Below are 13,027 nucleotides of genomic sequence, written 5' to 3'. Positions count from 1 at the left end.
CGTCCTGATCGCGATAGCTTCAAACAGACCGCCGCCTACTCTTTCACGCTGACGTCGATGCCGGGAAAGAACTTCGCCGCCAGTTTTGTCACGGTGCCGTCCGCCTGAACCTTAGCGATGGCCGCATCCAGTTCCTGTTTCAGTCCGGCATCATCCTGACGCAGGCCAAAACCGATCCCCACGCCGAGCACCCCTTCATCCTCGACCGGCCCACCGGCAAAGCTGAAGCCTTTCCCCTGCGGCTTATCCAGGAACGCCGACTGGCCGGCAGCGGACATGACCAGCGTGCCGTCGAGACGTCCGGCGAGCATATCGTTATAGACCTGGTTCTGGTCCTGATAGGCGGTGACGGTTACGCCGCGCGGCTCCCAGTGTTTTTTCGCAAACGTCTCCTGAATTGAACCCTGCAACACGCCGATATTTTTGCCCCGCAGCGCCTCAGCCTCCGGCTTCAGCTTCTCCGCCTGTCTGGCGATCAGCTGGCTGGGGATGCGGTAGACAGGCTGCGTGAACGCGATGCTTTTCATGCGCGCTTCGGTAATGTTCATCGCTGAATTAATCGCATCGAACTTTTTCGCCATCAGTCCCGGGATCAGGGCATCGAAGCTGCTTTCCACCCAGCTGCAGGTAAAGCCTCCCGCCTGACAGATCGCCTTGCCCAGCTCAATATCAAAGCCTTCCAGCTCCCCGGCGGCGTTACGGCTCTCAAACGGCGGATACTGGGATTCAAGCCCGTAGCGCAGCGTCCCACCCGCGACGGCCGACAGGGATGACATCAGGCCTACGGCCACCAGCAGTGCGTTCAGTTTTTTCATTCAGTTTCCCTCAGGGTTATTTAGCGAGCCGTCACCCGGCAGAGCGCTTCCGCGCCCGCCCGCAGCGTAACGTCATCTTTGGCGAAAGAGAGACGGATCAGTTTATTGTCTGTGCCATCCGTGTAGAACGCCGAAAGCGGTATGGTCGCGACGCCGTAATCGACAATCAGCCGTTTTACCATTTCGCTGTCCCGCTCGTCACTGAAATCCGCATAGCTTGCCAGCATAAAAAAGGAGCCGGCGGAGGGCAGCAGGCGGAACGGCGAATTTTGCAGCAGCGAAGCCAGGGTATCGCGCTTGCGCTGGAAGAATTCGCCCAGCCCAAGGTAATGCTCCGGCTGGCGCAGGTAATCAGCAAAGGCGACCTGCATCGGTGTGTCAGCGGAGTACATCATAAACTGATGGTTTTTCACCAGCTCGTCCATCAGTAACGCGGGCGCAAGGCAGTACCCTACCCGCCAGCCCGTGACGTGAAAGGTTTTCCCGAAGGAAGAGACAATCACGCTGCGCCGGGCCAGCTCCGGGTGCGTCGCCATGCCCTGATGCTGCCGGCCATCAAACAGAATGTGCTCATAGACTTCATCAGACAGCACCACCACGGAGGTGTCACGGATAATGGCCGCCAGCCGGTCAAGATCCTCGCGGGTCAGTACCTGCGCGCTCGGGTTGTGCGGCGTATTGATAATAATCATCCGCGTGCGCGGCGTAATGGCGGCCTGCACCTCATCCCAGTCAATCGTAAACGCCGGGACCTGTAGCTTCAGCCCCACCGGCGTCGCGCCCTGAAGCCGGACAATGGGCGCGTAGCTGTCAAAGGCGGGTTCGAAGAAGATCACCTCATCGCCCGGATGGACCAGTGCGGCTATCGCCGAATAGAGACCCTGGCTGGCGCTTCCGGTGATGAGAATTTCACTGGCGGCGTCATACTGCTGGCCGTAAAGCGTGTTGACCTTTTCAGCCAGCACCTCTTTCAGCGCGCCCAGCCCGGTCATCGGCGCATACTGATTATGCCCCTGCTTCATTGCCTGGGTAACAGCCTCTGTCAGCGCAGGATCGCAGGGAAAATTCGGCGCGCCCTGTGACAGGTTGATCGCATTATGCTGGGCGGCCAGCTGACCGATAACGGAAAAAATCGTGGTGCCGACATCGGGCAATTTCGGGCGCGGCTGCACGGAAGAAAGAAGAGTCATGCTGTCTCCGGTTGGCGGGATAAGACGCAAAGGTTTATTCAACGTGAGCCCGCTTGAGCGGACAAGCGAATTATGATCATAATAGCCATGATAAAAACTCATTGCTCAGGGACTTCTGATGTCACGCCGCCCGCTGCCGTTAAATGCCGCCTATGCCTTCACCGTTGCCGCCCGCCACCTTAATCTGACCAGGGCGGCTCAGGAGCTTTGCGTTACCCAGGGTGCGGTAAGCCGTAAAATCGCCACCTTTGAAAACTGGCTGGGCTTTCCGCTGTTTGAGCGGCACGCGCGCGGGCTGCGTCTTACCCCCCGGGGCGCCAGCCTGCTGCCCGCGCTGAAAAGCAGTTTTGAGCAGATGAGGCAGGCCGCGGAACAGGCCAGCCAGCCCCACGCCGCCCTGCGCCTGAAAGCGCCTACCTGCGCCATGCGCTGGCTGGTGCCCAGGCTGGTGGCGCTTGAGCAGGCCAGGCCCGAACTGCATGTGTCGCTGACCACTACCGTCGATCACAGTACCCAGCTGGAAAATTACGATGCCGCTATCCTTTACGGTACGCTGCCCCCGGGCGGCCATCGCCTGTTTGATGAGGTGCTGACGCCGGTTATCGCCCCGGCGCTCATGCCCTCCGGGACGCTGGCTTATGAAGATCTGCCAGGCTTTACTTTTCTTCATCCCACGGCAGATGGACGGGACTGGATGCTGTGGCTGAATGCTCTGGCAATCAGGCCTTCAGTCAGCCGTCATCAGCATTTCGATACGATGGATCTGGCGATCAGCGCAGCCGTGCAGGGTTTTGGTATTACCGTGGCCGACGTAACGCTGATTGAGGCGGATCTGGCCGCAAAGCGCCTGATCGCTCCCTTTAGCGAAACGGTGAAAACCGGTGCGGTTTACAGCCTGATCCAGCGTCCTTCAGAGGCGTCTTCTGCCCAGCTGGAGAGCCTGGTGGCGTGGCTATGTGAAGAGAAACAGGTGTGATACGCCTGGGCGGGTGTGGCTTCAGGCGTTTGATACAAGAGGGCCACCCGCCTTTGCAGCAGGTGGCCTGAACATCAGAAGGAAACCCACTCGTCGCTGGCAGCAGCAGCCGGTTTGGCCGCTAATGCTTTGACTGCCGACGCAGCGTTTACCCGTGAGGCCGGTTTCACCAGCGGCGCCGTTTCCGGCGCAAGGCGGAAGCGGGAAACGGAACGCGTCAGCTCTTCAGTCTGTTTTTCCAGCGAACTGGCGGCAGCAGAGACTTCCTGAACCAGCGAGGCGTTCTGCTGGGTGACGCTGTCCATTTCCGTGATTGCCGTACCGACCTGCGAAATGCCCTTGCTCTGCTCTTCGGATGCCGAGGCGATCTGCTTCATGATCTCCGTCACTTCACCGACAGATTTCATGATGTCATCCATGGTTGAACCCGCATTGCCCACCAGGCGTGAACCGTTATCCACCCGGTTAACCGAATCGGCGATCAGCGTCTCGATCTCTTTTGCCGCACTGGCGCTGCGCTGGGCCAGGTTACGGACTTCACTGGCGACCACGGCGAATCCGCGTCCCTGTTCGCCCGCACGCGCCGCTTCCACCGCCGCGTTCAGTGCCAGGATATTGGTCTGGAACGCGATGCTGTTGATCACGCTGGTGATTTCAGCAATTTTTCTGGAGCTGCCTGAAATGCCCTGCATGGTGGTGATCACATCGCCCACAAGCTGGCCGCCTTTACCGGCGGTAACCGACGCGTTCTGCGCCAGCTCACTGGCCTGGCGGGCGTTATCGGCGTTGAATTTCACCGTTGCGGTCAGCTGTTCCATGCTCGCCGCCGTCTCTTCCAGCGCGGCAGCCTGCTGCTCGGTACGTGAAGAGAGATCGTTATTGCCTGAGGAAATTTCTGCTGCACCACGGTAGATGCTGTCGGTTCCGCTGCGGATCGCGCTGACGGCTTCCCGCAGGCTCTCCTGCATCGCACGAAGTAACGGCACCAGTTTACCCACGCAGTTACGGCCAATATCTTCAAGCGGCTGGCTGAGATCGCCATCCGCGATCAGGCGAAAGTGCTCGCGCATCCCTTCCAGCGGCCGTACCAGCATTTTGACCAGGTAACGGTCGGTAAAAAGCAGGATCAGCAGGCCGGCGATAACCGCAACCACAATGGTGCTTTTGGTGATACTGGTCAGGCGGTCTACCGTCACCCGCGTGATATCCAGCTTATCTCCTGCGGCGATATTGAATTTTTCCACGCTGGCGCCGAAAGCGCGGCTCAGTGCCGGCGTGACGCTGACGGCGTGACGGCGGAAGTCATCCAGCGAAGGCTGCTGCGCCAGACGCATTTGCGGCAGTACGCCTTCATCCAGCAGCTTCTGCCAGTTAGTGATGACCGTGTTGGCATAATCAGGCGCAAGCGGGCCGGGCGACTCGGCCTTAAAGGCTTCCAGCTGTTCGGCCATACTGTCGAGCGCTTTCTGCACCGAGGCCATTTCAGCATCAGCGGTGGAGGTGCCTGCCTCGCGTGAAGCCACGGCGCGGGTCAGACGGGTAATAAAGCGAAAATATTGATCGTTGCCCTTGCTCAGCGTGGTCATCTGATTCACCAGCTGGCGATCCACCTCATTCCCTTCTGCAAGCGAGTTGAGGGAATAGACGCTGTAGAGGCCAACAGCCGTCCACAGCAGGCAAAACACGCCAAGGATCCCCAGCATCACGCTGCGGATGGAAAAATTCTTTAACAGGTTCATAACTGCTCCGTAACGGTAAAATAGCGGGTCAACGTGTCCTTGAATACGGACGCCTATATCCCGTTATCGGCACCGGAGAAGGAACCCTGAGTGAGGAAATCGGTTCTTTCATCCTCCTCTTCCGGCCTTGCAGTAGATAAGTATTTGCTCTGGCAACATTTTTACAGATGAGGTGACGCTTAAATTCGCTAAAAGAATGTTATATGAACGTTATAAATAAAAGTTATTCCTCCAGCCGCACCATGCTTTTCATCAGCAGACGAAACAGTTGGCTACGCCGGCGCATAAACCGCTTCTCCAGCTTCAGTACCGCTTGCCCTTTCTCACCAAAACGCATCATCAGATCGTCAGATGGCCGCCAGACCGGCCAGCTGATTTCGCCGCTGAGCTGGTGGGAAAAAAGCGTCGCCTCGCGGGCAAAATTCAGCCAGTAATCACTGACCTTACTGGCAAACTCGCGATCTTTAGCGGTAAAAGGCCTCTCCGTCATCTGTTCGTGAAGCGCATCAAGCGTGTTCAGAACGTAGGGAATTTCGTTACCGTGCCAGGTGCCGTCAGGATAGATGTCCCTCGAATTTTCAGAGACGTAATCGAAATAGTAACGCCACGCCGGCACGCCTCTGTTGTGATGAGCCAGCGCCGCCACGTAGCCCATGGTGGTGAAGGTCATGTCCCTTGCCACCTGTCGGCCCAGAACTTTATCGTCATAAACGCCTTCGTACAGGCAGCGGATCATTTTCATCCGCAGGCCGATGCGCTGCGTCTGACGTATTCTGGCGATGACGCTCGCCGGGTCTACGCCAAAATAGCTGAGCACGCTGGCTTCATCACTGTTGCTGCCAATCATCAGCGGTAAGCGGTGCTGTCTGCCTGAGGTAAACACTTTGAGCATCGGCTCAGGCAATACGCTGTCTCCGGCAATGGCGACCGGGCCGTTTGCCATCTGGCGATCCAGAGGCCAGAACGCCTCTGCCGGGAGCGCCCGCAGCTGGCTGGCAGTGGCATTCTCCAGTGAAAAGTGCCGGGCCAGCGCCTCGCCATTCTTCAGCGCCTTGTGGCGCGGGATGTCCGGCAAGGTATAGGCACTCTGCGCGATACCTTTATGAAAAAGCCCAATAGAGAGCGGCGAGGTATAAAGCGAGAGGACGCTACGGGCGCCGGAAGATTCCCCCATCAGCGTGACGTTATGCCTGTCGCCGCCGAAAGCAGCAATATTGCGCTGGATCCACTGCAGGGCAGCGATCTGATCCAGCAGCGCAAAATTATTCACCACTTCGCCCCCGGGATACTCCTTATCCAGCGCGGGGTGGGCAAAAAAGCCCAGATGACCGAGGCGGTAGTTAAGCGTCACCATCACCACGCCGCGTGCGGCCAGCGCATGACCGGCATAAGGGGCCAGTCCGCCCGACCCGATAGTAAAGCCGCCGCCGTGAAGCCAGACCATGACCGGTAGCGGCGATGAGGGAGAGATATCTGGCGTCCAGACATTCAGATAGAGGCAGTCTTCACTGAACGCCCCCGGATCGCCGCCGCCCACGGCAACGCAATACTCCCGGTTCTGCCAGCTGGCGTTTCCCCACCGGGTGGCGTCACGCTCGCCCTCCCATGGGCGAACCGGTTTTGGCGGCTGCCAGCGCAGCGGGCCGACCGGAGGAGCGGCATAGGGTATCCCTCTGAAAACAAATACGTCTTCCTCAAGTACGCCGCGTAAGCTGCCTTCCGCCGTCCCGGTCCTTATCATGCGATCGTTTTTCATGCGTTCTTCCACTCATAGTCTGCGAAACATTATTTGTAGCTGTGAGACGAAAGTCCAATGTCCGGGCGCATTTGCAGATTAAGCTTAAAAAAAACTCACTAAAGCGGCACTTACCGCCGCTGGCAATCAGAAATCTGGCCGCTTTAGCCCCATGAAATCAAAAAGTTCAAAATCCGGCTAAATCTCTTACCCCGCTCAGCACGTCTTAAAGGTCAAATAATATTGGCCGGTTGACTGGGAGATAGCGGCATAATCCGGCCAACAGCGCTTCCTGTTTCCCCTTACTTGTTGCAGTGCAAAAGCGCCCGGCAGGGGCTGAGGAAAGGATAATAAATGAGGGGGCTTACGCGGGCTGACCTGATGGCAGGTCTGCTTGTATAACAGTAAGCTGTGCGGAACATCAGGAAGTAACAGGGGCGCTCGCTGAGCCTTGCGGGCTGACATACTATCAACCCGCAGGGTTCCGGCTTACCTGCCAGACACGGCAAGCACGCCTGATGCGTTACAGTGTAACAAGCTGGCTGTTTCACGCTGCCGGTAGAGGGCAATTTCATCATGCACCGGACAGCCCAGCGCCGCCTCGAACGTCTGCTGGCTGGCGTTTCCTGCCGATCTTGTCTGGCTTTCCCCACCCAGATTGGACTGGAAAATACCCGCCGCGCTGACCGGTAAAAAATCTTCATATATCACCGGCGAGGCCATTAAGCAGCCTTCGGCCAGCAGCTTTTCCCGATCGGTTTCAGCCGCGATCAACTGCGGATTAGCTTCTCCCTTGTCGGTCAGCGACCAGCTGAACCAGGCCAGCTCATGCTGACGCAGCGTCTTCTCATCATCCGGAAAGGCGCTGAAGACGACCTCAAGCTGTCGCTGCTGCGTGACGTTGTCACTTGCAGTGCCCGCCTGCGCCAGCAGGCGATCGTAAAGCGCCCGGCCTTTTGCCGTCAGCGCAATGCCCCGCTGTTCAATCTCTCCAAACCGGGCGGTATGGGTCCCCTGGGCGTTATCCGTAAAGCGGACCTTTTCTTCCAGCGCCCTGAAGCTGGTCTGCCGTAGCAGCAGTGGGATTTTCCGCGCCGGAGGGCCCTCAATGGTCGCTTTCGGGGTGATGCCCGCTTCCGGCATCAGGGCCTGAACACGATCGATATCCAGCGTGCGGGGCGTCAAATGGTTAATATGGCAGCCCGGAAAACAGACCACGTCGGCGATAAGCCGGTGCTGCTCATGCAGTGCGTGATAGGTTGAACTGTCGACAAGGGTTTGCTGATGCCAGCGGAAGGTTTCCAGCGCTTCGCCGATGAATTCCTTCGCCTGAGCCGGAGTGAAGCCCCCTTCCTGCTGATGAACAGCGACCAGCTCCCTGCAACGCGGAGTAAAAATATCCCGCGCAGCCAGAATGCTGACCGCTTTTTCCCGCAGGGCGACATCCTCTATCAGTTCCGTGCGCAGCAGCGAGGTAAACAGCCGGAACGGGTTGACCTTCAGCGCCGCCTCGTCCAGCGGACGAAACGCGGTGGAATGCACCGGCACGCCCGCCTGTGAGAGATCGTAGTAGCCGACCGGAAACATCCCCATGATAGCGAAGATCTGACGGAGCATCGCCAGTTCAGCGCCGGTGCCGACGCGAATAGCGCCATGCCGCTCCACGCTGAGGCGGGCTAGTTCGCCCTGTTGCTCAAGCTGCTGCCTGAGCGCTGGATCCTGCGCCAGTACCTCCTCATTCACCTGTTTAACCAGCCTCAGCAGCGTGCCGTACTGCGGCACCTCCTGCTGATACATATCAGACATTGCACCGGCAAAGCTGGTGCGAAGCTCGTCGGCAGTCACCCATCCGTTTTCCATTTTCTGACCCTTCTGGCCTGAGGAGAGGATATTCAGATTACTGGAAAGCGGCGGGGGCGGAGAAAAGAATTAGCAAACTGTGATCCTGCCCGCCCGGCGGCGGGCACCTCTTCACTTACTTCTGGCGGACATAGCCGAAACGGTACTTCGCCAGCAGCAGCAGCGAGGTCAGCACCGCAACGACCGCCAGAAAGGTGAAGACCTCCGTAATATGCCAGCCCACGGAGAGCATCTGAGCACCGGCGAAGGCGCTGAGGATCGCCCCTGTCCTGCCCACACCGTGCATCCAGCTTGAACCTGTTGCCCGCGCATGGGTGGGATAATAGCTGGCTGACAACGCATTCATCCCGGTGTTGGCACCATTCAGGCAGAAGCCGCTGCTGAACGCAATCAGGCTGAGGATCAGCGTATTTACCGGAGCGTACCCGATGGCGAGCGTGCCCGCCGCGCCGGCAAAATAGATGGCCGCGAGCGCCAGATTGGCATTAAAGCGATCCATCATCCAGCCAGCGAAGAGCGAACCTACCGTGCCGCCAGCCTGATACATCGCGGTAACGAGCGCGGCCTGGGCGATAGTCATGCCCATCTCCTTTACCAGCAAAGGCAGCCAGCTGCCAATCAGGTAGACCAGAAACAGCCCCATAAAATAGCCTCCCCAGAGCAGCATACTGCCGGAGAGATAGGGACGGGTTACCACCAGCCTGACCGCACCTGACCGCTGTGCTTTTTCGGGCATGACAAACTGGCTGTCGGGCTGGGCGAGGTCCGGTGCCAGTTTACCGACGACGGCGCGGATCTGCGCAACAGGCCCCTGACGCGCAATCAGAAAACGGACGGATTCGGGAAGCCACATCAGCAGCAGGGGAACAAGCAGCAGCGGCAGCAGGCCGCCCATAATCAACACCGCATGCCAGCCAAAGTTGGGGATAAGCCATGAGGCAGCAAATCCCCCGCCAGCCGCCCCAAAGGTGAACCCACAGAAGACGATGGTGATCAGAAAGGCTCTTTTACGTTCCGGTGAATATTCCGCCACCAGCGTACCCACATTCGGCATCGCTGCGCCCAGCCCCAGTCCGGTCAGAAAACGGAACAGCATCATCTGCTCCAGGCTCCGGGAAAAGGCGGTCACCAGCGTCCAGAAACCAAAAAAGAAGACGCTGCTGATAATGATCCGCCGTCGTCCGAAACGATCGGCCAGCGGCCCGGCAAACAGGGCGCCCAGCGCCAGTCCGGCCAGCGCGGCGCTGATCACCACGCCCAGCTGTGACGTTGTCACATCCCAGCTGCTTTTCAGCGCCGGTGCGATAAACCCCATAATGGCGATATCAAGCCCGTCCATCGCGACCACGGCGAAACAGAGGATAATAAGCCGTTGCTGAAAGCGGCTCAGGCTGCCCTGATTGATCAGGGCACGGACATCGATCGCGGCAGAATGCTCCACGTTAGCGCTCCATGGTGCCAGATTGGGTCTTTGTGGCTGGCAGGTGATCCAGAATTGAGAGCCTCGGATGATACCGGATTAAGCGCAATTTCTCTTTGAAAAAATACCTTTTGCGCCTGAGATATCGCTCATCAGACCAGCCCGGATAAAAAGCCGATCGATAAGCTGAGTGAATAGTAAAACCGGGAGCCGAATAGCTGAAGTAATAGATAAGCGCTTTTCAGGCACAAATGTTAATAGAAAATTGCAATAAGGTTAACAAATTTGATGGCGCAGGCTTGCCGGGCTGCCCGCCCCTGTTTACCGTAAAGTATGGATAAAAATTACCTGTTCAATCAGCGCATACGTCTGCGCCATCTGCACACTTTTGTGGCCATTGCTCAGCAAGGGACGCTTGGCCGTGCGGCGGAAACGCTCTCGCTGAGCCAGCCCGCGCTGTCGAAAACCCTTAATGAGCTGGAGGCGCTGGCGGGCGCCCGGCTGTTCGAACGAGGCCGCCTCGGTGCTCAGCTGACTACAATGGGTGAACAGTTTCTGACGCATGCGGTACGGATCTTGGATGCGCTGAACCATGCCGGACAATCTTTCCGTCCTGCCGATCTCGACGAACCCGCCGTACTCAGAGTGGGCGTGCTGACCACGGTAGCGCTGGGGATGTTTCCCTCGATCCTCGAACGTTTTCATCAGCAGCAGCCGCAGGCTATTGTGCAGGTCGCAACGCTGCATAACAACGTCCTGCTTGCCGGGCTCAGGGCGGGAGAGTTTGACGTCGGGATAGGCCGGATGTCTGACCCGGAAATGATGACCGGGCTCACTTACGAACTGCTCTTTCTTGAATCACTGCGGCTGGTGGTGCGGCCCAATCACCCGCTTTTGAGTGACAACGTCACGTTGTCAAAAGCGCTGGCCTGGCCGGTGGTGATCTCGCCGGAGGGGACGGCCCCCCGCCGGATAGCGGAAGCGATGCTCAGGGAGCAAAACTGTCGCCTTCCCGCCACGCTGGTGGAAACCTCTTCCACCTCGCTCGCCCGCCAGCTGGCGCTGCGCTATAACTACGTCTGGTTTGTGCCTTCCGGCGCAATACGCGACGACTTACTGCATCACTCGCTCGCCGCCCTCCCCATCGCTTCTCACGGCCCCGGCGAGCCGGTCGGCATCATTACCCGTTCAGGGACGCGGCTCAGCCTCAGCAGTGAAGTTCTGATGGCCACCATACGTAAAAGCCATCCGGGCTGACGGCTCAGCGGCTGCGTTTCGCATGGCGTTCGCGGTTCTCCAGACGGGCCTGTTCACTTTTGCGCAGGGCGACGTAGCAGGCGCCGCTGCCACCATGATGCGGCTGCGCGGTGCAGAACGCCTGAACCGCCTCAAACTGCTGTAGCCAGCGGGCAAGATAGCTTCGCACGATATTGGCATGCGACTCATCTTCACGTCCTTTGCCATGGACGATAAGCAGATTACGCAAGTTATGGCGCTGCGCCTGAAGCATAAAGGTATAGAGCGTCTGGCGGCATATCTCCACCGGCTGACGCAGCAGATTAAGGCTGGCATCCTGCTGATATTTACCCAGGCGAAGCTTGTCGAGCACCCCTTGCTGAATACCTTCGGCTTTATATTCCAGCGGCGTGGTCAGAGGAACAATGGTCAGAAAACCGCTCACCAGCGGATTATCCAGCTGCTCCTCTTCAGGATGCTGGCGCGGCGGTCTGGCCTGGGGGGATTTCAGCCAGTGTATATTAGTCGCCTCTTTTAGCGGCGTGACGTCACCCATTGCCGTGCGGAACAGGTCTTCATCTTCAAAGTCTGCCATGGTGATCCCCCGTATGACCCGCGCCAGCAGCATTACCCGCGCAGGTGAAGTGATTACCCGGCTAGTTTAGCAAATCTTCTCCCTGATGCGATCCCTACCCGCATGGCAGGCTGAATAATGGGGGAGCAGTAAGCGTGCCAAGTCCCACGGCATCAGGCCGGGGATAAATCAATCTCATTACGCAGATATTCCCTCTCTCAGCATCTATTCATTTTGATATGAATTTTTTTGAATCTAAATAATAACGCCCGCCTTATTGAAATGAGAAAGCGAATATTGGCTCCTATTAATTCAGGTCGCCGTACACATTAATGAAGTTTTAATGCTAATACGTATTGTCCGGTCGTGGAGTAAGCCGGTGGCTGGCGAGGCTTAAGGGCCTTATTTGATGCATTATTTTGCCATGGCGGCAGAAATAACCCGCATTTATGAACGATCGTGAGGCTGGGGTCGGAGTTTTTTATGAGTTATTTCATGTAGATAGACAAAAATAAGAGCATCCATTGCTTTTATGTGGCTAAATGAGCCCGGATCAGTTCCATTTCGCCCCGGAAGAATGTTAAAATTGACCTCAGTCAATAATCAGTCGAGCGTAAATTATGATCCCGGAAAAGCGTATTATCTCAAGACGCATACAGTCTGGCGGTTGCGCGATCCATTGTCAGGATTGCAGCATCAGCCAGCTCTGTATTCCCTTCACGCTGAACGAGCATGAACTCGATCAGCTTGATAATATCATTGAACGTAAAAAGCCGATTCAGAAAGGTCAGACGCTGTTTAAAGCGGGTGACGAGCTGAAATCGCTTTATGCTATTCGCTCCGGGACCATCAAGAGCTACACCATTACCGAACAGGGCGATGAGCAGATCACCGGCTTCCACCTGGCGGGCGATCTGGTGGGCTTTGACGCTATCAGCATGGGGCAGCATCCGAGCTTTTCACAGGCGCTGGAAACGGCGATGGTCTGTGAAATCCCGTTTGAAACCCTCGACGATCTTTCCGGTAAAATGCCCAGCCTGCGCCAGCAGATGATGCGCCTGATGAGCGGTGAGATTAAGGGCGACCAGGAGATGATCCTGCTGCTTTCTAAGAAAAACGCTGAAGAACGCCTGGCGGCCTTTATCTATGGCCTGTCGCGCCGTTTCGGCCAGCGCGGTTTCTCCCAGCGTGAATTCCGTCTGACCATGACCCGTGGCGATATCGGTAACTACCTTGGCCTGACGGTGGAAACCATCAGCCGCCTGCTGGGCCGCTTTCAGAAAAACGGTATGCTGGCGGTAAAAGGTAAATATATCACTATCGAAAACCACGATCTGCTCTCGCAGCTGGCCGGTCAGAGCCGCGCCATTGCCTGACGCGATGCCGGGCTGTTCCCGCAGCCCGACTTTTCTTTCCTGCCGCTCAAATCGCCCCCTGACTCACCCTATAAACTATTTGTTATAATATTGATCCCGCTATAAC

10 protein-coding genes are annotated in these 13,027 nt (G+C 57.4%); 3 read left to right on the top strand and 7 right to left on the bottom strand.

From position 1 onward, the window contains the following. Positions 1-35: 35 nt before the first annotated feature. Together AAH446_RS01765 and AAH446_RS01760 are read right to left on the bottom strand one after the other, a co-directional pair. Positions 36-815 (bottom strand): transporter substrate-binding domain-containing protein, encoded by a 780-nt coding sequence (locus AAH446_RS01765; RefSeq protein ID WP_342905012.1) that lies wholly within the window; start codon positions 813-815, stop codon positions 36-38. 20 nt (positions 816-835) lie between these two features. Next, positions 836-2,005 (bottom strand): methionine aminotransferase, encoded by a 1,170-nt coding sequence (locus AAH446_RS01760; protein ID WP_342905011.1) that lies wholly within the window; start codon positions 2,003-2,005, stop codon positions 836-838. Positions 2,006-2,123: 118 nt separating this feature from the next. On the opposite strand from AAH446_RS01760, the gene AAH446_RS01755 reads away from it, so the two are divergent. Then, the gene (locus tag AAH446_RS01755) at positions 2,124-2,981 is read left to right on the top strand and encodes a LysR substrate-binding domain-containing protein (protein ID WP_342905010.1); all 858 of its coding nucleotides are present in this window, start codon (positions 2,124-2,126) and stop codon (positions 2,979-2,981) included. 74 nt (positions 2,982-3,055) lie between these two features. Here the strand turns inward: AAH446_RS01755 and AAH446_RS01750 are convergent, their stop codons facing one another. The 4 genes from AAH446_RS01750 to AAH446_RS01735 all read right to left on the bottom strand — a co-directional run bounded on the left by AAH446_RS01750 (position 3,056) and on the right by AAH446_RS01735 (position 9,756). Next, positions 3,056-4,720: a methyl-accepting chemotaxis protein gene (locus AAH446_RS01750; protein ID WP_342905009.1), complete on the bottom strand. Its 1,665-nt coding sequence runs from the start codon at positions 4,718-4,720 to the stop codon at positions 3,056-3,058. A 223-nt stretch (positions 4,721-4,943) separates the two neighbouring features. Continuing rightward, positions 4,944-6,476, bottom strand: a complete 1,533-nt coding sequence (locus tag AAH446_RS01745; RefSeq protein ID WP_342905008.1) for a carboxylesterase/lipase family protein — start codon at positions 6,474-6,476, stop codon at positions 4,944-4,946. Positions 6,477-6,944: 468 nt separating this feature from the next. Beyond that, positions 6,945-8,315, bottom strand: a complete 1,371-nt coding sequence (gene hglS, locus AAH446_RS01740) for a 2-oxoadipate dioxygenase/decarboxylase HglS (RefSeq protein WP_342905007.1) — start codon at positions 8,313-8,315, stop codon at positions 6,945-6,947. A 115-nt stretch (positions 8,316-8,430) separates the two neighbouring features. After that, on the bottom strand, positions 8,431-9,756 hold the full coding sequence (locus AAH446_RS01735; protein ID WP_342905006.1) for an MFS transporter: 1,326 nt from the start codon (positions 9,754-9,756) through the stop codon (positions 8,431-8,433). A gap of 312 nt (positions 9,757-10,068) precedes the next feature. Here AAH446_RS01735 and AAH446_RS01730 point away from each other — a divergent pair, with 312 nt between their 5' ends. Further along, a complete protein-coding gene (locus tag AAH446_RS01730) occupies positions 10,069-10,992 on the top strand; it encodes a LysR substrate-binding domain-containing protein (RefSeq protein ID WP_342905005.1) in 924 nt (307 codons plus the stop codon). A gap of 4 nt (positions 10,993-10,996) precedes the next feature. Here the strand turns inward: AAH446_RS01730 and smrA are convergent, their stop codons facing one another. After that, on the bottom strand, positions 10,997-11,566 hold the full coding sequence (gene smrA / locus AAH446_RS01725) for a DNA endonuclease SmrA (RefSeq protein ID WP_342905004.1): 570 nt from the start codon (positions 11,564-11,566) through the stop codon (positions 10,997-10,999). A 599-nt stretch (positions 11,567-12,165) separates the two neighbouring features. Between smrA and AAH446_RS01720 the strand changes: the two genes are divergently transcribed. Then, positions 12,166-12,921 carry an FNR family transcription factor gene (locus AAH446_RS01720; RefSeq protein WP_342905003.1) on the top strand — a complete coding sequence of 252 codons (756 nt, stop codon included), beginning with the start codon at positions 12,166-12,168 and terminating at the stop codon, positions 12,919-12,921. Positions 12,922-13,027: the final 106 nt, after the last annotated feature.

The organism is Erwinia psychrophila (genome assembly GCF_039023475.1).
Taxonomy (GTDB): domain Bacteria; phylum Pseudomonadota; class Gammaproteobacteria; order Enterobacterales; family Enterobacteriaceae; genus Erwinia.
This window is presented reverse-complemented; position numbering and strand designations above follow the sequence as displayed.

Excerpts from the sequence above, each read along its gene's own strand:
- AAH446_RS01765 (WP_342905012.1), bottom strand. The coding sequence starts at position 815 with ATGAAAAAACTGAACGCACTGCTGGTGGCCGTAGGCCTGATGTCATCC.
- AAH446_RS01760 (WP_342905011.1), bottom strand. The coding sequence starts at position 2,005 with ATGACTCTTCTTTCTTCCGTGCAGCCGCGCCCGAAATTGCCCGATGTC.
- AAH446_RS01755 (WP_342905010.1), top strand. The coding sequence starts at position 2,124 with ATGTCACGCCGCCCGCTGCCGTTAAATGCCGCCTATGCCTTCACCGTT.
- AAH446_RS01750 (WP_342905009.1), bottom strand. The coding sequence starts at position 4,720 with ATGAACCTGTTAAAGAATTTTTCCATCCGCAGCGTGATGCTGGGGATC.
- AAH446_RS01745 (WP_342905008.1), bottom strand. The coding sequence starts at position 6,476 with ATGAAAAACGATCGCATGATAAGGACCGGGACGGCGGAAGGCAGCTTA.
- hglS (WP_342905007.1), bottom strand. The coding sequence starts at position 8,315 with ATGGAAAACGGATGGGTGACTGCCGACGAGCTTCGCACCAGCTTTGCC.
- AAH446_RS01730 (WP_342905005.1), top strand. The coding sequence starts at position 10,069 with ATGGATAAAAATTACCTGTTCAATCAGCGCATACGTCTGCGCCATCTG.
- smrA (WP_342905004.1), bottom strand. The coding sequence starts at position 11,566 with ATGGCAGACTTTGAAGATGAAGACCTGTTCCGCACGGCAATGGGTGAC.
- AAH446_RS01720 (WP_342905003.1), top strand. The coding sequence starts at position 12,166 with ATGATCCCGGAAAAGCGTATTATCTCAAGACGCATACAGTCTGGCGGT.